The sequence below is a fragment of the Polaromonas sp. A23 genome (genome assembly GCF_002001015.1).
In the GTDB taxonomy this organism is placed as follows: Bacteria; Pseudomonadota; Gammaproteobacteria; order Burkholderiales; family Burkholderiaceae_C; genus Polaromonas.
The window spans coordinates 24,899-44,869 of sequence record NZ_MUNO01000012.1; the positions used below are offsets into that span (position 1 = coordinate 24,899).

General features: G+C 59.5%; 16 protein-coding genes. 8 read left to right on the forward strand and 8 right to left on the reverse strand.

Features of this window, described 5'->3' with window-relative positions; translation table 11 throughout:
• Positions 1 to 73 precede the first annotated feature (73 nt).
• Positions 74 to 286: a hypothetical protein gene (locus tag B0B52_RS05615; protein ID WP_077592642.1), complete on the forward strand. Its 213-nt coding sequence runs from the start codon at positions 74 to 76 to the stop codon at positions 284 to 286.
• A gap of 154 nt (positions 287 to 440) precedes the next feature.
• Here the strand turns inward: B0B52_RS05615 and B0B52_RS05620 are convergent, their stop codons facing one another.
• On the reverse strand, positions 441 to 782 hold the full coding sequence (locus tag B0B52_RS05620) for a thioesterase family protein (RefSeq protein WP_217349777.1): 342 nt from the start codon (positions 780 to 782) through the stop codon (positions 441 to 443).
• Positions 783 to 1,207: 425 nt separating this feature from the next.
• On the opposite strand from B0B52_RS05620, the gene B0B52_RS05625 reads away from it, so the two are divergent.
• Positions 1,208 to 2,218, forward strand: a complete 1,011-nt coding sequence (locus B0B52_RS05625; RefSeq protein WP_077592643.1) for a hypothetical protein — start codon at positions 1,208 to 1,210, stop codon at positions 2,216 to 2,218.
• Positions 2,215 to 3,279: a hypothetical protein gene (locus B0B52_RS05630; protein WP_077592644.1), complete on the forward strand. Its 1,065-nt coding sequence runs from the start codon at positions 2,215 to 2,217 to the stop codon at positions 3,277 to 3,279. Before B0B52_RS05625 ends, B0B52_RS05630 begins: the two co-directional genes overlap by 4 nt.
• A 2-nt stretch (positions 3,280 to 3,281) precedes the next feature.
• Here B0B52_RS05630 and icmF read toward each other — a convergent pair whose 3' ends face one another.
• The 5 genes from icmF to B0B52_RS05655 all read right to left on the reverse strand — a co-directional run bounded on the left by icmF (position 3,282) and on the right by B0B52_RS05655 (position 11,371).
• Entirely contained in the window at positions 3,282 to 6,575 is a 3,294-nt protein-coding gene (icmF, locus tag B0B52_RS05635) for a fused isobutyryl-CoA mutase/GTPase IcmF (protein ID WP_077592645.1), read from the reverse strand.
• A gap of 49 nt (positions 6,576 to 6,624) precedes the next feature.
• Positions 6,625 to 7,470 (reverse strand): PPK2 family polyphosphate kinase, encoded by an 846-nt coding sequence (locus B0B52_RS05640; RefSeq protein WP_077592646.1) that lies wholly within the window; start codon positions 7,468 to 7,470, stop codon positions 6,625 to 6,627.
• A 109-nt stretch (positions 7,471 to 7,579) separates the two neighbouring features.
• Positions 7,580 to 9,550 carry a TRAP transporter large permease subunit gene (locus tag B0B52_RS05645; protein ID WP_077592647.1) on the reverse strand — a complete coding sequence of 657 codons (1,971 nt, stop codon included), beginning with the start codon at positions 9,548 to 9,550 and terminating at the stop codon, positions 7,580 to 7,582.
• Complete coding sequence (locus tag B0B52_RS05650; protein WP_077592648.1) at positions 9,547 to 10,167, reverse strand: TRAP transporter small permease subunit; 621 nt, start codon at positions 10,165 to 10,167, stop codon at positions 9,547 to 9,549. Before B0B52_RS05650 ends, B0B52_RS05645 begins: the two co-directional genes overlap by 4 nt.
• A gap of 82 nt (positions 10,168 to 10,249) precedes the next feature.
• Entirely contained in the window at positions 10,250 to 11,371 is a 1,122-nt protein-coding gene (locus tag B0B52_RS05655) for a TRAP transporter substrate-binding protein (RefSeq protein ID WP_077592649.1), read from the reverse strand.
• 327 nt (positions 11,372 to 11,698) lie between these two features.
• On the opposite strand from B0B52_RS05655, the gene B0B52_RS05660 reads away from it, so the two are divergent.
• From B0B52_RS05660 to cqsA, 3 genes are all read left to right on the forward strand, one after another.
• Positions 11,699 to 12,109, forward strand: a complete 411-nt coding sequence (locus tag B0B52_RS05660) for a rhodanese-like domain-containing protein (protein ID WP_077592832.1) — start codon at positions 11,699 to 11,701, stop codon at positions 12,107 to 12,109.
• 183 nt (positions 12,110 to 12,292) lie between these two features.
• Positions 12,293 to 13,609 (forward strand): acetylornithine deacetylase/succinyl-diaminopimelate desuccinylase family protein, encoded by a 1,317-nt coding sequence (locus B0B52_RS05665; protein WP_077592650.1) that lies wholly within the window; start codon positions 12,293 to 12,295, stop codon positions 13,607 to 13,609.
• A gap of 143 nt (positions 13,610 to 13,752) precedes the next feature.
• Positions 13,753 to 15,021, forward strand: coding sequence for an alpha-hydroxyketone-type quorum-sensing autoinducer synthase (gene cqsA, locus B0B52_RS05670; RefSeq protein WP_077592651.1), 1,269 nt, complete (start codon positions 13,753 to 13,755; stop codon positions 15,019 to 15,021).
• 30 nt (positions 15,022 to 15,051) lie between these two features.
• Here cqsA and B0B52_RS05675 read toward each other — a convergent pair whose 3' ends face one another.
• Complete coding sequence (locus B0B52_RS05675; RefSeq protein WP_077592652.1) at positions 15,052 to 16,029, reverse strand: response regulator; 978 nt, start codon at positions 16,027 to 16,029, stop codon at positions 15,052 to 15,054.
• Between the two features lie 16 nt (positions 16,030 to 16,045).
• Positions 16,046 to 17,377, reverse strand: a complete 1,332-nt coding sequence (locus B0B52_RS05680) for a sensor histidine kinase KdpD (RefSeq protein ID WP_139351826.1) — start codon at positions 17,375 to 17,377, stop codon at positions 16,046 to 16,048.
• Positions 17,378 to 17,428: 51 nt separating this feature from the next.
• Between B0B52_RS05680 and B0B52_RS05685 the strand changes: the two genes are divergently transcribed.
• Complete coding sequence (locus B0B52_RS05685) at positions 17,429 to 18,115, forward strand: LuxR C-terminal-related transcriptional regulator (protein WP_371327371.1); 687 nt, start codon at positions 17,429 to 17,431, stop codon at positions 18,113 to 18,115.
• Between the two features lie 171 nt (positions 18,116 to 18,286).
• A complete protein-coding gene (locus B0B52_RS05690; RefSeq protein ID WP_077592653.1) occupies positions 18,287 to 19,870 on the forward strand; it encodes an ABC transporter substrate-binding protein in 1,584 nt (527 codons plus the stop codon).
• Positions 19,871 to 19,971: the final 101 nt, after the last annotated feature.

Here is a 19,971-nt window from a genome sequence, read left to right on the forward strand (position 1 = left end):
CCCTCAAGGTTGCGGCGCCCTGCCAGGGTGTTCAGATCAATGGTGAGGCCCCCAGGGACCCCCCCAAAGCGGCATGGCCGGGTTCGTCCCCAGTGTGCGCTTTGATGTTGTCCTGGGTTTTGTCGGCTTGCCGGTGTTGTCCTGCACATGCAGGGCTTGGGCTTTGCTGGCCTCAGAGGCCGGTGGCGTGCCGGCAGTGCCGGATGCGTGGAGTCCGGTGGTTGTGAAAGCTGCCCATGCCAGGCCGGCAGAGGCCATACGCCGCAAAACTTTGCTTTCCATTTGAAAACCTCCTGGAGATTGATCTTCTTGACGACAGCGCTTGTCAGGCTTTGGCGCCGCTCACAACGCACACGCAAAGGATGTGCCAGCCTCAGATCAATGCCCACGCTGCACCGGGCTTGCCGCCAGTGTCGTCAGGACTTGCTGACTGAATCGGGTCAGGAAAGCAGCAGGCTGGCGGCCTTGGCCTGCAGCTCGGCGGGGAAAGGGCAGGATTTGCGCGCATGGGTGTCCATGTGTACGCCAAGCAGCGTTGTGACAGCCGCGATCTCACCGGTGTCTTCGTTGCGCATTTCGTGACGGAAGCGGATTTTCTTCTCACCCATTTCCAGCACCACAGAGCGGATGCTGACCACATCGCCTGCTTTCAGCTCGCGCCGGTACTCGATGTGCTGGTCTACCGCCGCCATGCCCCGCTGGTTGGACCGCAGGTAGGAGGGGTGATACCCATCCGCAGGAACAGGTTCCAGGTGGCTTCGTCGAACTTGCCCACGTACCACATCACGTTCATGTGCCCCACATGATCGCAATGCCAAGGATAAACAGCGCCGCGGTAGGTGACTGCTGATTCGTTGTCCATGAGGCCCTACATATTCCGCCGGTACTGCCCCCCAACCTCAAACAGCGCGTGGGTGATCTGCCCCAATGAGCAGACCCGCACCGCATCCATCACAGCATCTACCCGGCGGCGTGGCGCCGATTAAAGCTTGTGCGGTGTGTAACTATTAGCACCGCACCGGTCGGGTTTGGCCTGTCCTGAGCAAGGCCGGAGGGCCCTTCGACAGGCCCAGTGAACGATAGTAAGTCGTCAGTCATGGGTTACGTAACGCTCAATAGACTGGCAAAATCTGGTTTGTTGATTGGCTGTCGGGCTTCTTTGCGACGCCCGACAGACTCATGCAGCTGCAAGCGGAGGGAGAGAAAAATGACGTTCAGGATACTTTCGAAGGCTTTGTTCTGTCTAGCCTTGGGATTGGTATTTGCCTTTCCTTCAAACAGTCAGTCTGGCCCTTACCCGATTGTCGCCAGAACGGTATCGGGCAATGTTTTTCCGATAGCCATCTATAGAAACATCCCTGTTGATCAACTGAACAAGCTGTTGATTGATTCATTTTCGGAGTTCAATTTTTCCTTGCGTGCTGCAAAGAAAGACGCCGATGGTGTCATGGAATTTGAATTTTCATATCCCGTGGACAGAGATGGCACATCCGGTAGTGTCATTTTCAAATTCAAAGTAGATGGCACGGTAGTGAACAGGAAATGCATGAATTGTTTCCTGAGAATGGGGCGCCTGCAGGACGAGAAGGAAATAGGGAAATTGTCCTGGATGGCCCAGTACGAATTAAGCAGCAGGTTGTACCCTGATATTGATCGATCGTATCTGGCAATCAAGAACAAGTCCCAGGCCTACCTAGATCGTCAACACGGGTTTGACTACAGGAACATATGGGACGGGGAGCGCAATCGCTTCGCCTACGGCAACGTCTACGTCGGCATTAAGTTACCGGATCTGAAACGGGAGATATCCCGTGCTTTGACGGATTCCGGATTCATCCTGTTGCGCGACAGTAATTCGGTCGTCGATGCGACTGATTCCACCCTGACGTTTTCATTCCCGATTGACAGCGGCAAACCAGAAGGTGCGGTTTACGCTATCCAATTCGCGAATCAGTTTGATGTGGGCGGCCTTTGCTACCCTTGCGAAGCGATGCAGATGTATGACCCGCACCAAACGTTGCCTCCACTGGGCCTGTCCGCGATGTCCGGCAGGCTGACACTCGCTTCCCGATTCGAGTCTGGCCTGGACCGCGCCTACGATCAGATCAAGGCGTCAACGGAACGGTATCTTCGGCCGAGAACACAGTTTGTCAGGCCACCAAAGTTGGCTCCGCTGGGCACCCCCCGGCCACGGATCATGCCCGTTCCTCCGACATGAGCAAGCAATTGCTCGCTGGCATTGGCGTTCGCACTCGTGGCCAATTTCTCTACGGGCCGTGGTTTGACAGGCTGTTTCTCTTCGGCCCCGTTGGCGTGGCACTGGGCCTTGCGGCCCTGGCGTCAATTTCACCGGAAATTTTCGTAGCGGTGGTGTTGGTTGATATCTGGCTGTTCGCCAGTCCGCATGTGATTGCGACCTACACCAGGATCGGGCACGACAATGCTCACATCAGAAAACACTGGTTTCTGATTTTTCTCCTGCCGCTCATCGTGCTGGTTCTGGTCACGATGGTGGCGCTGGCCTTTGAGCTTGGTGGCCTGTTCACGCTGTACTTCATCGCCCAGGCTTACCACGTTACCCGGCAATCGTTTGGCATTTCAAGAGCGTATCGTCATGTTGACCCGCGCGCAGTTGGAAGTGATCGCCTGTCAGAAGGTCTGATCTACCTCTTGCCTGTTTGGGGCTTGCTGCATCGATGCGCCACGGTGCCTGACACGTTTTATGGCTATCCCATTTATCTTCCGAGTGTTCCTACCGTATTTGCAGCTGCAATAGGCGTCGTGGCCGTGTTGGCGTTTGCATGGTGGGTGTATCGGCAAGTACGGCTTGCATTGATTGGGCAGCTCAACGCGGGCCACAGCTTGTTTGTAGCGTCGCATCTGCTCGTCACCGCAGTCGCTTATCTGTGGGTGACGGACATCACGTTGGGGTGGCTGGCGGTCAACATCTGGCACAACTTGCAGTACCTGCTATTTGTATGGATGCAGAACGTTCGTCGTGATGCGCAGTTCGACCTCCAAGACATTCAGAGCCTGAAAAGTCCAATCAAAAACGCGGGTAAGTATCTTGCCGTTTGTCTAATACTGGGGATTGCGATGTACCAAGCGCTTAACGTGGCTGGGCAACAACTGATCTGGTTGGGGCTGCCGACGGTGTTCATCTTGCATTTCACTGTCAATTTTCACCACTATCTGGTGGATGGCGTGATCTGGAAGAGGTGCAAACAAACGGCCGAGCTGCCGAGCCTGATGCCAGCGTCGTCAAGGTCTGCGATTTAGAGTCACATATTCCGCCGGTATTGCCCACCCACCTCAAACAACGCGTGGGTGATCTGCCCCAGTGAGCAGACGCGCACCGCGTCCATCAGCACCTCAAACACGTTGTCGTTGGCAATCACTGCCTGCTGCAGGCGCTTGAGCATGGCCGGGGATTCTTTGGCGTGGTGCTGGTGGAAGTCTTGCAGGCGTTTGAGCTGGCCCTGCTTTTCCTCTTCGGTGGAGCGTGCCAGTTCCAGCTTGTCCTGCACCGCGTCGCCATGCGGGTTGCGGAAGGTGTTGACGCCGATGATGGGTAGCTCGCCGGTGTGTTTGAGCATCTCGTAATGCATGGACTCGTCCTGGATGCGCCCGCGCTGGTAGCCGGTTTCCATGGCGCCCAGCACGCCGCCGCGTTCGGCAATGCGCTCGAATTCGGCCAGTACCGCTTCTTCCAGCAGCTCGGTGAGCTCTTCGATGATGAAGGCGCCCTGTGACGGGTTCTCATTTTTGGCCAGGCCCCATTCGCGGTTGATGATGAGCTGGATCGCCATCGCGCGGCGCACCGATTCTTCCGTTGGCGTGGTGATGGCTTCGTCAAACGCGTTGGTATGCAGGGAGTTGCAGTTGTCGTAAATTGCGATCAGTGCCTGCAGCGTGGTGCGTATGTCGTTGAACTGGATTTCCTGGGCATGCAGGCTGCGGCCCGAGGTCTGGATGTGGTACTTCAGCTTCTGGCTGCGTTCGTTGGCACCATATTTTTCCTTCATGGCAACCGCCCAGATGCGGCGGGCGACACGGCCCATCACCGTGTACTCCGGGTCCATGCCGTTGCTGAAGAAGAAGGAAAGATTAGGCGCGAAGTCGTCGATGTGCATGCCGCGCGCCAGGTAGGCTTCGACAAAGGTGAAACCGTTGGACAGCGTGAAGGCCAGCTGCGAGATCGGGTTGGCACCGGCTTCGGCGATGTGGTAACCGCTGATGGACACACTGTAGAAATTGCGCACGCGGTTGTGCACAAAGTATTGCGCTATGTCACCCATCACTTTCAGGCTGAACTCGGTCGAGAAGATGCAGGTGTTTTGGCCCTGGTCTTCCTTGAGGATGTCGGCCTGCACTGTGCCGCGAACGTTCTCCTGCACCCACTCGCGGATTTTTTCGAGTTCTGTCGGCGTCGGATCGCGGTCGTTGTCTTTTTTGAACTTGTCCAGGTTTTGGTCAATGGCGGTGTTCATGAACATCGCCAGGATGGTGGGGGCCGGGCCGTTGATGGTCATGCTGACAGACGTGCTCGGGCTGCACAGATCGAACCCGTCGTACAGCACTTTCATGTCATCCAGCGTTGCAATCGACACGCCGCTGTTGCCGACCTTGCCGTAGATGTCGGGCCGCAGGTCGGGGTCGTTGCCGTACAGCGTGACGGAATCAAAGGCCGTGCTCAGGCGCTTGGCGGCCATGCCCTGGCTGAGCAGTTTGAAGCGCGTGTTGGTGCGAAACGCATCGCCTTCGCCGGCAAACATGCGCGTCGGGTCTTCGCCCTCGCGCTTGAAGGCAAAGGTACCGGCGGTGTAGGGGTAGCTTCCTGGCACGTTGTCCAGCATCAGCCACTTGAGGATTTCGCCGTTGTCTTCGTATTGCGGCAGCGCCACCTTGCGGATGGTGGTGCCAGACAGCGATTTGGTGGTCAGCGCCGTGCGGATTTCCTTGTCGCGGATCTTCACCACATATTCTTCGCCGGCGTAGGCCTGCTGCATGTCGGGCCACTGGGCCAGCAGTTGCCGCGCATCGCTGTCCATGCGGGCTTTGCGCTTGCCTGCCAGGTCCAGCGCTGCCTCGGCGGCGGGCGCGCGATCTGGCTTGTCGATCTTCAGCATGGCGGCCGCGGCTTGCAGCTGCTGCACTTCGCGCGCCAGCTTGGCTTGTTCGCGGGCGCGCTTTTTGTAGCCGCGCACGGTGTCGCTGATCTCGGCCAGGTAGCGCGTGCGTGCGGCAGGCACCACCGGCGTCTGGTTGGTGCTGTGCCGCACATCGACTATAGGCAAGCTGCCTTCGGCCAACTTCAAACCAAGCTCTGCCAGGCGCGGTTTGAGGGCTTGGTACAAGGCGGTGACACCATCGTCATTGAAACGCGCGGCCATGGTGCCGAACACCGGCATCTGGTCGGGTGCGGTACCCCAGGCTTCCTTGTTGCGCTGGACCTGCTTGGCCACGTCGCGCAGCGCGTCGAGCGAGCCTTTTCGGTCAAACTTGTTGATGGCCACAAACTCGGCGAAGTCCAGCATGTCTATCTTCTCAAGCTGGCTGGCGGCGCCGAATTCGGGCGTCATCACATACATGGGGACATCCACATGCGGCACGATGGCGGCATCACCCTGGCCGATGCCTGATGTCTCTACCACGATCAGGTCAAAGCCGGCCACCTTGCAGGCAGCGATGACTTCGGGAAGTGCCTTGCTGATCTCGCTTCCGAATTCGCGTGTCGCCAGCGATCGCATGAAAACGCGGGAGCCCTGGCTCCACGGGCTGATGGCATTCATGCGGATGCGGTCGCCAAGCAGGGCGCCGCCGCTCTTGCGCCGCGAAGGGTCGATGCTGATGACGGCCACGCGCAGCTGGTCGTTCTGGTCCAGCCGCAGGCGGCGTATCAGCTCATCGGTCAGTGAAGACTTGCCGGCGCCGCCGGTGCCGGTGATGCCCAGTACCGGTATCTTTTTGATAGCAGCTTGCGCCCGTAGCGCCTGGACAAAAGCCCCATCTGCTCTATCGTTTTCAAGCGCGGTAATCAGTTGTGCCAGCGCCCGCCAGGCCATTTCACCGTGGCCTTCAATGGCTTTGATGTCTGCAGGTGCAAAACCGGTCAGGTCCTTGTCGCAGCGCATGACCATCTCGCCAATCATGCCGGCCAGACCCATCTTCTGGCCGTCTTCGGGGCTGTAGATGCGCGAGACGCCGTAGGCATGCAGCTCGCGAATCTCCGGCGGCACAATCACGCCGCCGCCGCCGCCGAACACCTGGATGTGCTGGCCGCCTCGGCTTTTGAGCAGGTCGACCATGTACTTGAAGTACTCGACGTGCCCGCCCTGGTAGGAGCTGATGGCAATGCCCTGCGCATCTTCCTGCAGCGCCGCCGTCACCACCTCATCAACACTGCGGTTGTGCCCCAGGTGAATCACTTCGGCGCCCATGCCCTGCAAAATCCGCCGCATGATGTTGATGGCGGCGTCATGGCCGTCGAACAGGCTGGCGGCGGTCACAAAACGCACCTTGTGCGTGGGGCGGTAGCTGGCAAGGGCCTTGAATTCGGCGGACAGGTCGGTCATGGCGGTGCTCTTTAGGAGGAGTTGTCTCGTGGCTTGGGTGCCGGAGTGGTTATTCGATCTTCAGTCCGGCCAGCGCCGGATCGTCAGGCGGATAGCGCAGGTCCAGCGACTTCAGTTTGTCGCGCACCAGCGTGGCCACCATCAGGTTGCGGTGGGTCTTGGAGTCGGCGGGCACCACGGTCCAGGGCGCCCAGGAGGTGCTGGTCGCGCCCAGCAGCGCTTCGTAGGCTTTCTGGTAGTCGGCCCACTGCTTGCGTACTGCCAGGTCGCCCATGCTGAATTTCCAGCGTTTGGTCGGGTCATCGATTCGTTCCTGCAGGCGTTTTCCCTGTTCCTCGAAGCTGATGTGCAGCATGAACTTGAGGATCACCATGCCGGTTTCAGCCAGCATGCGTTCGAACTCGTTGATGTGGGCAAGACGTTGCGCGGTCTGCTCTGGGCTGATCCAGCCCTGGACCACCGGAACTAGCACGTCTTCGTAGTGGCTGCGGTTAAAAATCATGGTCTCGCCCGCTCCGGGCATCTGGCGATGGATTCGCCAAAGGTAGTCGTGTGCCCGCTCTTCCTCGCTCGGTGCCTTCCAGCCCACGGTGTGGACGCCCAGCGGACTGGTTCGTCCGAACACGGCGCGAATCGTGCCGTCCTTGCCGGAGGTGTCCGTGCCCTGAAGCAGGACCAGCAGCTTGTAGCGCCTGTCGGCAAAAAACAGGTTCTGAAGACCGTCAAGCTCGCTCGCCAGAGCTTCCACGGTGGCCTTGTCCGCTTCCTTGTCTCCACTCGACAAGGGCTTGGCCGAAGCCTTGAGTCCGGACAGCCCAAACGGCCGGCCCCGCCCGGTGGTGGGCGGTTGCCAGGGGGCCAGCAGGGCCGCGCGCTTGCTGTTGCCGTTGGACATGGCTTCTCCGTGTGGATGATTGACGTTTACGTAAACGTCAATCTTACCGTTTTTCCAAAACAAAAGGGGCGCGCGCCCCTTTGCTTGCCGACAGGTGGGTGGCGCCCGCTTATTTGTACAGCAATTGGGGCAACCACAGACCGATGGCAGGGAACTGGTACAGCAACACAATGGCCAACAACTGAATCGCCATAAATGGCAGCATACCGGCGAAAATCTGGTTCAGTGTCACGTGTTTGGGTGCCACGCCTTTCAGGTAAAACGCGGCCATGGCCACCGGCGGGCTCAGAAAGGCCGTCTGCAGGTTCAATGCCACCAGCAAGCCGAAGAACAAGGGGTCTACCCCGAAGTTGTCGAGTAGCGGGATGAAGATTGGCATGAAGATCACGATAATCTCGGTCCATTCCAGCGGCCAGCCCAGAATGAAAATGATCGCCTGGCTCATCACCAGAAACTGGGTTTTGCTCAGGTTCATGCTGAGCACCCAGTTCTCGACCAGGTCCTGGCCACCCAGCAGGGCGAAAGCCGCGGAGAAGATGGCCGAGCCGACAAACAGCCAGCACACCATGGCCGAGGTCTTGGCGGTCAGGAAAACCGACTCCTGAAGCACCGAGAGGGTCAGGCGCTTGTAGGCGATAGCCAGAACAAAGCCGCCCAGTGCACCCATCGCCGCTGCTTCCGTAGGCGTGGCCAGCCCCATCACGATGGACCCGAGCACCGAGATGATAAGAATCATCAGCGGGAAAAAGGAGGTCAGGAGCATCTTGAAGATTTCCAGCCGCGCAAAACTCAGGAACAGATAGAAGAGGGCGACCAGCGCGCCGAGAATGGCAAAGCAGACCCACCACCAAGTGGGTGCGTCGCGTGTGGTCACGCCAGCAGGTGGCTTGTCGGCGCTGGCCGTGGCAGCGGCCGGAGGTTCGGCCACACCCGCGGCCGCCGGCGCAGCGGGGGCTTCGGCGCCGGGAGGCTCCTTGACCTCGTCCCCTGACGGCGGCTCCTGCAGGCTGCCTTCGGCGGGAGGTTCCTTGAGGCCGCCCTCGGCGGGAGGCTCCCGCAAGCCACCTGCATCAGGGGTGGACGCTCCTGACGGGCTGGAGGCGCCTATTTGCTGGATGTCGTAGACCGCCTCGGCTTGAACGATGGTGACTGCCCGGTAGCTGGTCACGAGCACCAAAAGGAAGAGCAAACCCGGCAGCACAACAATTGCCAGTTGGCGCAGGATATGGCCGAGCGGAACGTCCGCGTTGCGTTTTCCCTTGAGTGCACCGAAGAGGCCTGTCAGCGCGTATTTGTCCGTGCCGGTGGTGAGTTGTTGCGTCAACGGAGGCAGGGTGACGACCCGGTCTGCGGCCGACAGGGGAGGCGCCCATTGCGGCTTGAGCTTGGCAACCAGGATCACATAAACGATGTACAAACCTGTCAGCATCAGCCCGGGGAAAAATGCACCGGCGTAAAGTTGCACCACGGAAACGCCAGCCGTTGCACCATAGACGATCAGCAACACCGAAGGTGGAATCAGGATGCCCAGGCAACCGCCCGCCGTGATGGCGCCGGCCGCCAGCGGAACGCTGTACCCGGCACGCAACATCGCCGGCAATGCCAGCAAGCCCATCAGCGTCACCACGGCCCCCACGATGCCGGTGGCCGTGGCAAAAATTGCGCAGGTCACGAGGGTGGCGACAGCCAGCGAACCCGGAATCCGCGCCATCGCCAGGTGCAGACTCTTGAAAAGTTTTTCAATCAGGTTGGCGCGCTCGACCAGGTAGCCCATGAAGACAAACAGCGGTATGGCGATCAGCACATCGCTGGCCATGGTCTTGTAGGCGGCCTGGACCATCAGGTCCAGTGTTTTGGTGGTGTCCCGGTTGTAGGCCAGCCAGGTAAATATCATGCCCATGCCCATCAGTGTGAAGGCCGTGGGAAAGCCCAGCATGATGGCGGTCACCACCAGGCACAGCATCAGCAGGCCCAAATGGCCATTGTTGATTTTTTCGACACTCAGAAGCAGGGTGGCGGCGCCGATAACGACGAGTGCCATGAAGGTCAGGCCGAACCAGAGTTCCTTGCGGATCTTCATTTGTGGTTCTCCTTCAGGGCCAGATCACGCTCCAGCGCGGCCATGTCTTCTTCCTTTACATGCACCATTTCCCGGAGTTTTTCCACGTCGACTTCTTCCACATCGCCTTCGCGTGCGGGCCAGGCTCCAGTCTGTATGCACTGGATGCAGCGGATGATTTCGACAAAGCCCTGCAGGAGCAGAACAGCCCCGGATACCGGTATGACGAACTTGAAGGGGTAGAGCGGAAGCGGGTCGGCGTTGAAGGTCTGCTCGCGGATGGCCAGCGACTCATTGGCATAGGTCCAGCCGGCCCAGGTCAACGCAATCACGCCCGGCAGGAAAAAGAGGATATACAGCGTGAGGTCGACAATCGCCTGCGTACGCGGCGCGAGGAAGCCGTAAAGAACGTCGCCGCGTACATGGCCGTTTTTGCTCAATGTATAGGCGCCTGCCATCATGAACAGCAGGCCATACAACATGATCTGCGCATCCAGCACCCAGGCGTGGGGCTGGTTGAGCACGTAGCGGCTGAACACTTCCCAGCTGATCAGCAAGGTCAGCAGGACCACGCTCCAGGCGCAGGCCTTGCCGATCCAGGTGGAAAAACGGTCCACCGCCAGTAAAAACGATTGCATTCCAACTCCTTGCGCCGCCCGGGCGGTCCCAGAAAAAACAAAAAGGGCACCCGCAGGTGCCCCTCAGAGGCCGTGGCCCCGATCAGGCTTTTTTGCCCCGGCCAAAGTAGTGGTTATAGGCCATCTTGAAGTCCACGGTGTAGTCGTTTTGCCATTGGCCTGCGCGTTCCGCAAAGGCCTTCTGGGAATCAAGCACCTTCTTGAACAGCGCATTCTCTCCACCCTTCTTGGCCATGATCTTGTCCCAGGAAGCAAGCTGGGCGCGCAGGATGGCGTCGGGCGTCTTGTAAAACTTGACACCGGCCTTCTTGAGGTCAATGTAGTCCTTGGAGTTGCGCTCGATGGCCTTCCAGCTCATGTCGGCGCTGGCAGCCTGAACGGCGTAGTCGATGATGGCCTTGAGTTCCGTCGGCAGGGCGTTGAGCTTGCCCTTGTTGAACAGGATTTCGAACTGCTCGCCGGACTGGTGAAAGCTCTGCAGCATGCAGTTCTTGACCACGTCGGGAAAGCCCAGCAGCTTGTCCGAGGAGGCATTGTTGAACTCGGCGCCATCGATCAGGCCACGGTCCAGCGCTGGCACGATCTCGCCGCCAGGCAGCGGGTTCACGGCCGCGCCCATGTCGGTGTACATGTCGACGGCCAGTCCCACGGTACGGAACTTCGTGCCCTTGACGTCAGTGACCTTGGAGATTGGTTTCTTGAACCAGCCGAAGGGCTGGGTCGGCATGGGGCCATAGAGGTAAGAGACCACGTCCATGTTGATCGACTTGTAGATTTCTTCCAGCAGGGCCTTGCCGCCGCCGTAGTTGTGCCAGGCCAGCAGCATGTTGGGGTCCATGCCGAAGGACGGGCCGGAACCCCAGAGCGCGAGCGCCGAATTTTTTCCGTAGTGATACGCCACCACCCCGTGTCCGCCGTCGAGCGTGCCCTTGTTGACAGCTTCGAGCAACTGGAAGGCCGGCACTACAGCGCCTGCGGGCAGCACTTCGATTTTGAGCTTTCCGCTGGCCATGTCGTTGACCTTCTTCGCGAAGTCGTTGGCGTACTCGTGAAAGATGTCTTTGGACGGCCAGGTGCTCTGAAAGCGCAGCGTGGTGGCAGTTTGCGCAGTGGCCAGCATGGGTGCGGACATGGCGCCAGCGCCGGCGGCCAGGGCAACGCCCTTGAGCAGACTGCGTCGGCGTGGTGTTTTTGGATCTGTCATGACTTGTCTCCTGTTGTGAAAAAACGTTAGCAAGCTATCTTTTGCCATCGAGGTCACGCGTGTGAGAGGGTTTTTACCAACGGATGTCGGAGATTGCATTCAATTAAGGTGAAACTGTTTACCGGCAGTTCTCTAAGCAGGCTTTTGCTTTGGAGCTGAAACAGTGGCCGGCATGGGATGCCGACCACAGAAGAGAGGCGTTTGAGAGGCGTTTTAAACTTGCGCGATTGCAACGATGCCCGTCATGCGACTAACCGGAACCGACAAATGGACAAACCCCTGATTCAAGATCCCTCTGATGCCGGCGCGAAGGATGCCCAGCCGGAAATGCTGCAGGTTCAGCCTGCTTCCGGGTATGCCGGTGATGTTTCGCCCGTGCTGGCTTTCAAGTGGTGGCAAGCCGGTGAGGCGATGCTGATTGATGTGCGCACCGATGCGGAGCGCGAGTGGGTTGGATTTGTCCCCGGCTCGGTCGCTCTGGCGTGGAAGCAGTGGCCAGGCATGGCCATGAATCCATTGTTTGATCAAAATCTGAAGGCGGTCGTTCCAGCAGGAAAGAAAGCCCTGATGTTGTGCCGCAGTGGTGTGCGTTCGATAGCCGCGGCACGCCGCGCCGCTGAGCTCGGAATAGAGGCCTATAACGTCCTCGAGGGGTTCGAGGGGGATGCTGACACCCAGGCACATCGTGGTTCCAAAGGCGGCTGGCGATATCGTGGATTGCCCTGGCGGCAGAACTAGCGCCCCCACGCTTGTCGCTTCGCGTACTGCGCTGCCCCCCGAGGGGGCGCTGCGCCTGCGGCCCGGCAAAGCCGGTTCCGCGGCCCCGGCTTGGAAAGGCAACTCCCGCGGTCGTTCATTTCGTATAGCTCCGCGACCTCCGGGGCCGTGCAGCATCCGGCCCGGTTGGCTAAACTGGCCGGCATGAACAATGACAGCCTGCTCAAACGCATTGAATCAAAACGCGCGGACGTGGTGGCACTGACGCAAGACCTGGTTCGCATCCCCACCATCAACCCGCCAGGCGACGCCTATGAAGCCTGCGCCCGCCTGCTTGGGGAGCGCTTGAAAAAGCGGGGGTTTGCCGTGGAATACATCCGCGCCGAAGGAGCGCCGGGTGATCGCGATTCCCACCCGCGGATCAATGTGGTGGCCCGCTACGAGGGCAAGTCAGCCGGCGAGTGCGTGCATTTCAACAGCCATATTGATGTGGTGGAGGCCGGCTCCGGTTGGACGGTCGACCCGTTCGGCGGCGAGGTGAAGGACGGCAAGGTTTACGGGCGGGGAACGTGCGACATGAAAGGCGGGCTGGCGTCCAGCGTGATTGCCTGCGAGGCGATTCTGGAGGAGGGGTTGGCTTTTCCCGGTGCGCTGGAAATCTCAGGGACGGTGGATGAAGAGTCCGGCGGTTTCTCCGGCGTGGGTTATCTGGCGGAGCGTGGTTATTTCAGCAGGCCGCGCGTGCACCACGTGATCATTCCCGAGCCGCTGGGGGTGGACCGCATTTGCCTGGGCCACCGCGGCGTTTGGTGGGGCGAGGTCGAAACCCGTGGGCGTATCGCCCATGGCTCCATGCCATTCCTGGGCGACAGCGCGATCAACCACATGAGTGCTTTCATTCACATGTTGGAAATGCAGTTGCAGCCAAGGCTGTCACAGCGCCATACCGCCGAGCCGGTTGAACCGCCCGGGGCCCGGGTCAGCACGCTCAATATCAACAGCCTGCACGGTGGCCAGGTTGAGCAGTTGTTTTCTCTGGACGGGCGCGGCCGGCCGACGGGCGATCTGCCGGCGCCGGTGGTGGCGCACTCATGCCGTGCCGTGCTTGACCGGCGTTTTATTGCGGAAGAAAACCTGGAGGCCGTCAAGGCCGAAATCGTTGCAATGCTCGATGAGCTCAAACAGACCCGACCAGGGTTTGACTATGGCATCAAGGACATCATGAGTTTCGTGCCGACGGCCACCCCGCGAGAGGCGCCTGTGGTGCTGGCTACTGCACGTGCCATCGCGCGCGTGTTGGGGCGGGAGCCCAGCTACATTTCCAGTCCGGGCACTTACGATCAGAAACATATTGTGCGCACCGGCAAGCTGGATGCCTGCATTGCGTATGGACCTGGCATTCTGGATCTGGCCCACCAACCCGACGAATATGTGGGCATTCAGGAGCTGGTGGACAGTGCAAAAATCATGGCACTGGCGGCCTTGAGCCTGACCCGCGGTGAGCTTGCAGTCTCGAGTTGAGTAATACAAAGGTAGTGATTTAGGTCATCTGCTACTACAAAATACTTTTTTTGTGCGTGGACCCCTGTCAATGTTGACAGGGCGGTAACTTTTAATTTGTTAAATTCATTTTCAATGGTGTTACTTTTTAACAAGGTATCACCATGCAAGCTCAACTCCTCGAACAGTCAACCGGATCTTCAGTAACAAAATCTGTCAGAAATCCCGGCTTGTCCGACCATTTGCGCCAACGTATTGCGCGTGAATTTACCCCTCGCTGGCAGCAGCAATGGGGCGGAAAATTTGTCCTTCATGGCAGAACGGCCGGGACCGATGCGGTCCGGCTGGATGGCAACGATTACCTCAGCGTGACCGGGCATCCGGATATCGTCAGCGCCCAGGTGGCGGCTCTGCGCAACGACCGGGAATTTGTCATTCAATCGGGCGTGTTTGTCCATGGCGAGCACCCGGCCCGGGCGCTGGAAAAATCCCTTGCCCAGTGGGTTGGAAAGGAAGACGGTTTTGTCTGCCAGTCCGGCTACGCGGCCAACGTGGGACTGCTCCAGGCGATTGCCGATCCGCAGACACCGGTTTACCTTGACACCCTGGCGCATACCTCGCTGTGGGAAGGCGCCCATGCTGCGCGCGCGCCTGCACATCCATTTCGCCACAACGATCCGGCTCATCTGGACCGGGTTCTGTTGCGGCACGGCGCAGGTGTGGTGGTGGTTGATTCGGTCTACAGCACCACAGGCGCGCTGTGTCCGTTGCGCGAGATGGTTGAAGTGGCAGAGCGCCATGGCTGCATGATCCTGGTGGATGAGTCCCATTCGCTGGGAACCCACGGCCCGGGCGGCGCCGGCCTGTGCGCCGAACTCGGGCTGACAGAGCGGGTGCATTTCATTACCGCCAGCCTGGCCAAGGCTTTTGCCGGCCGCGGCGGGTTCTTTACTGCGCCGGCGGAATTGCGTTACTACATCCTGAGCTCGAGCTACCCGAACATTTTCAGTTCTTGCCTGCTGCCTCACGAGATTGCCGGCCTGGGCGCTACGCTGGGTGTGATCCGCAAGCGGGATGAACAGAGGCAACGCCTGCATGCGCATACCTTGCGCTTGCGCACCAGCCTGTCAGACATCGGCTACCCGATTCATCAGGGAACCGAGCAGATCATCTCCCTGGAGGCTGGTACCGAACCCGACACCATGGTGTTGCGGGACCATCTGGAAGAGCGCGGCGTCTTTGGCGCCGTTTTTTGCGCTCCCGCAACCAGCCGCAACCGGGCCATGGTGCGCCTTACCCTGCATGCGTCGTTGACGGAAGCTGAACTCAGCCATGTGGAGGCGGTTGCTCAAGAGATTGCACCGCGGATCAAGCCATGGGACTGGCCTATTGCCCGGCGCGCACGGGCAGGCGCTGCCCTTGAAGAGACTTAGCGAGTCAAAACCGTGCGGGCGCGGCAGGCCCTAGTCCTGCACGCTGCGCGGACCGCGCTTCTTGAGCCAGTGGCTGTAACCCGTCAGCCCCGGCGGGCTGGCTGCCAGTTCGACCGGAAAGAGGGCGGCCAGCAGGGTACCTTCATGGCCCACCGAAAATGCGGGGACGAGCCGCGGCGGGGTGGATTGGCCCAACGCCTGCTGGAGTTCAAGGTCGACCAGTGTGCGGCCGGCACGTATGTCGTCGGCTGCTGACGTTTTCATACCTTGGGATTCCGCCAGTTCAGCCAGCTCTGCCAGGCCGGCGGCAGACTCCAGTTGCAGCCAGCTCACACGTCCATCTGCATCCACGCCGAGAATGCCAAAGGGCTGGCCAATAACCACATGCTCAACCCAATGGCTGCTGGTCAGACTGGCAAGTTGCCTTCCTACGGACGGTACCTGAAGCAGCGCATGCTGCGGTTGGGTCAGCGCACTGCGCCATATTTGCGAATGACGCACCTGCGGTTGGGTCAGCATGCGCTGCACCACGGTGATGAGGTGTTGTGAAATATCAGGGGTCTGCTTGGCGATGAACTGGTCTATCAGTCCGCGGTTGAAGGCGCTGACCGCGACGTGCTCGTCGGCCTGCCCGGTCAATAACACCCGGCCCCCTTGCCAGTCCGTCAGTTCGCCGAGCGCTTGAAGGCCGTCCATGCTGGGCATGGCGTAGTCGAACACGCAAACACGGGTCAGACCGAAGCGCTCGCCATGGGTGGACCAGTATCGGAGGATTTGCGGAATCAGGGGAGTTCCTGCCCGCCATTGTTCAATCATTTGCTGCTGGGCCCAAGCATCCGCCTCCCACAACGGCGGCTCCTGTTGAAGGTCGTTAATGCAGGTCTGCGGGCGCAGGTAAAGCCTGACGTTCCACTGGCGCGGCAATACCATCGCCAGCATCTCCAGATAAGAAGGCTCATCATCGAGAAACACGATGGCGCCAGGACGGTGGAATAGTGGAAAACTCATGAGTATGTTTTGACCTTTAGTCCATCGGGGGTAGTTCGATAATGAAGGTGGCACCGCGGCCCGGCTCTGACTTGACGCGGATGGTGCCTCCTGCGCTTTCTACCACCTGCTGGCAAAAAGCCAGCCCCAAGCCATGGCCCGTCCCGCGATCGGTGGAGAAAAATGGCTCGAATATACGTGCCTGCAGCTCGGTTGCAATGCCGGTGCCCTGGTCGGTGACGAGGATGCGTCCGCAGCCGTTGAGTACGCCGACTTCAAGGCGCAGATCACCTGGTTTGGGGGCAGAGCTTGCGGCCGCAAGCGAACGAAAGGCATTTTTGAGCAGGTTGTTGATCACCTGCGCAAACAGCCGATAAGACGACTCGAAAGAAAAATCCTTGCGAAGTACCAGCACGACGCTTTCGCGCTCCCGCGAGTTACGGTAGGGGTAATCCTTGACTACGTTGCGCAGCAACGCTGCCGCGCTCACAGTCTCCTTGTGGGTAGGCAGGCGCAGCAGGCGCGCATTGGCAATCTGTGTATCGATCTGCTGGTTCATGTTACGTACCAGAGTTTGCAGCCTGACCACCAACTGGTCCAGCCGGTGGGCGCCTCCGGCGTCCAGTTGCCGGCTTTCGTTGCGCACGGCATCGCCGATCAAGGACATCGTGGCCAACGGCGTGCGCAACTCATGCGCCATGATGCCCATGGTGGTGAGTGTGTGCTGTAAATGTTCGCGTCGCAGATTGGCAGACGACAAGCCCAGAACCACGGCGCTGGACCAGCTGAAAGCAATGATCACGCTGTTGACCGCAAACTGCTGGTCGCTCAGCGGCGTCACTGCGGGACCCCACCAGCGAAACAGTGTCCAGGCCAGCAACGCACCGCTCAAAGTGCCCACAGTTGCCGCGCGCCAGTCAGTGACATGGTAATAAATTAGTACCATTGCGCAAAAACTGGCCAGCCAGACCGTGTTGCCGTTGTTGCAAAGATACATCCAGCTAAAAAAAAGCGGCAACTGCAACCAGAAGACGAGGGTGAAAATTCGCGCAGAAAACTTGCTAGAGGGGTCGTTGTTGATGCTTTCCCAGATCAGCAACAGGCCCAGTGTGCCCATGACGGCGCGCAGCGCGGGGCTTTCATAAGGTTGAGGCAACCAGCGTCCCCATATCCAGCCGAACAGTGGATGACCCACCACAGTAAACAGTCCGAGCCAGCGTAAACGCCCCCGCGAGGGGTGCAAAATAAGGTCGAGCTGTTCTTGAAACAGTTCAGCCTTGATACGCGCCCGTAACCGCCCCCCCATGCCGGGCTGGCCCCACAGCGCGCGAATCTGTTGTTTGATCCTGGCAGGCACTACGGAAGTCATGAATAGAACTTGGAACATATCACAGCACATTGTCACAGTTCCGGGGACAAAATGAGCATTCAGACCCCTGTCAACTTTGACAGTATTGCGCTCGACAGCATGCTCAGCGACTGGATATCCGCGCTGCACGAATTTTCGGTGGAAGCGGTGGTGGTGCTGGGCCCCGACATATTTGGGCAGCGGCAGGACCGCAGGGTCTCTGCGGTTCACCCTCCGCGTTTTCTGGATGCGGCGCGCGCCCTGGCTGAAAGTGTGGACTTTGGTGCCCCTTGGCGCGAATCGGATGCACCGCTGGTGGCCTGGCAGCACATCGCCAAAACGGACCAGGCCAAGGCCGGCACCGACGGTAGCCGGTGGCGCCTGCTGTGGCTGGCCCATGGCTTTCAAAGCGTGGTGCGGGTCGAGTTTCCCCTGCCTTCAGGCCGCGCGTTTGAATGTTTCATCTTCAGCCCGCGCCAGTTTCATGACCGCGCGGAGGCTGCAGCGCTGGTCTGGTCGGCGCTCAATATCTGGCCCCTGTTCAAACGCACCATGGCTCAGGCCAGCAGTCCTTTGAGTCCGCGCGAAGGGGAATGCCTGGCATTTGCCTTCGAGGGCTTGACGGCGCGGCAAACCGCCGAGCGCCTGTTCTGTGCGGAGCGCACCGTTAACTATCACTTGTCCAACGCCATGGCCAAACTCAAGGTGGACAACAAGATGTCGGCGATCCAGCGTGCGTGCTGGCTGGGCGTGATCTGACTCGGCGCGGCATGTGGCCAATGGCCCAGAGAAAGCGCAACATTTTGTGACGCCGTGCGCCCATGGTTTTCCATGTGGCTTGAATATTGCATCGGAAGTATGGTTACATTACGAAGCCCCTTCGGGGTTCCCGTCTGACTGTTCCAACGCTTGTTCCAAGGAAAAATTGTCATGAAACGTCGCTCCCTTTTTGGTCTTGCCGCGTCAGTGGCCCTGGTTTCCGGTTTGCTCCTGCCGCTTGCCGCCGTGGCACAGTCAAAGACGCTCAAGGTGGTGCCCCATTCCAATATCACCATTCTGGACCCGATCTGGACCACGGCGTTTGTGACCCGCAATCACGGCTACATGATTTACGACACATTGTTTGGGACGGACCTGGCTGGCAAGGTCAAGCCGCAGATGGTGGACACCTACAGTGTCTCCAAAGACAACAAGGTCTGGACCTTCACTTTGCGTGACGGGCTGGAGTTTCATGACGGCAAACCCGTCACCAGCGAAGACGTGGTGGCATCGCTCAAGCGCTGGTCCAGCCGCGACAGTTTTGGCGGCGTCATGGCCAAGAGCCTGGCAAGTTACGAGACACCCAACGCCAAAACCTTCGTGGTCAAGTTCAATCAACCCTTCGGGGTGATGCTTGAGGCGCTGGGCAAGCCGTCCTCCAATGTGCCCTTCATCATGCCCGCGCGCATTGCCGCCACACCGGGCAGTGAGCAGATCAAGGAAAACATCGGCTCCGGGCCCTACAAGTTCGTCTCGGCCGAGTACAAGCCGGGCGAGAAGCTGGTTTACGTCAAGAACGAGAAGTACAAACCGCGCAGCGAGGCCCCCGACGGGACGACAGGCGGAAAGAACGTCTACCTGGACCGCGTCGAGTGGATCATCATCCGCGATCCGCAGACCCAGTTCAATGCGCTGATTGCCGGCGAAGTCGACATCATTGAACAACCTGCCTTTGAGCAATACGCCTCGCTCAAAGCCGCAAAGGATGTACAAATCGTTGACGCCCAGCCGGCCGGCTTGCAATACATCTTCCGCTTTAACCACCTGCATTCACCGTTTGACAATGTGAAGATCCGACAGGCGGCCATGGTTGCGATGGGGCAGGAGGCCTTCCTGAAAACCCAGGTTGGTGCGCCCGGCATGTACAAGTTCTGCAAGAGCATTTTTCCCTGCGGCACACCTTATGCCAGCGACAACACCGGCATTTACACCGGCATGGCGAACCCGGCCAAAGCCAAGCAGATGCTGGCCGAAGCTGGCTATAAGGGCGAGCCCATCGTGCTGATGAGGCCGACCGACCTGGCATCGATTGCCAAGCTGCCGCTGGTGGCCAAGCAGCAGCTCGAAGCTGCCGGCTTCAAGGTGGATATGCAGCAATCTGACTGGGCAACGCTGCTGGCTCGTCGTGCCAAAAAGGACGCACCGGACAAGGGCGGCTGGAACGCCTTCATGACAGCCTGGACGGCCGGCGACATCCAGAACCCGCTGACCATGGCCATGCTTAATGCCACTGGTGACAAGGGCTGGTTCGGCTGGCAGGACGACAAGGCCATCGAAGAGCTCAAGGTCAAGTTCGCCCAGGCCGGTACAGAAGCGGAGAAGAAAAAGCTCGCCGAACAGCTGCAATTGCGTGCCATCGAGACGGCCTCGCATGTGCACCTGGGCCAGTACAACAACCCGGCGGCGCTGCGAAAAAACATCTCCGGCCTGGTGCCTGGCGGTGCGCAGGTGTACTGGAACATCAAAAAGAACTAGTGCCCCCACGCTCCGCACTGACGTGTCGTCGCTGCCCCCCGAGGGGGCGTTGCGCCTGCGGCCCGGCTAAGCCGGTTCCGCGGCCCCTGCTTGAAGGGGAT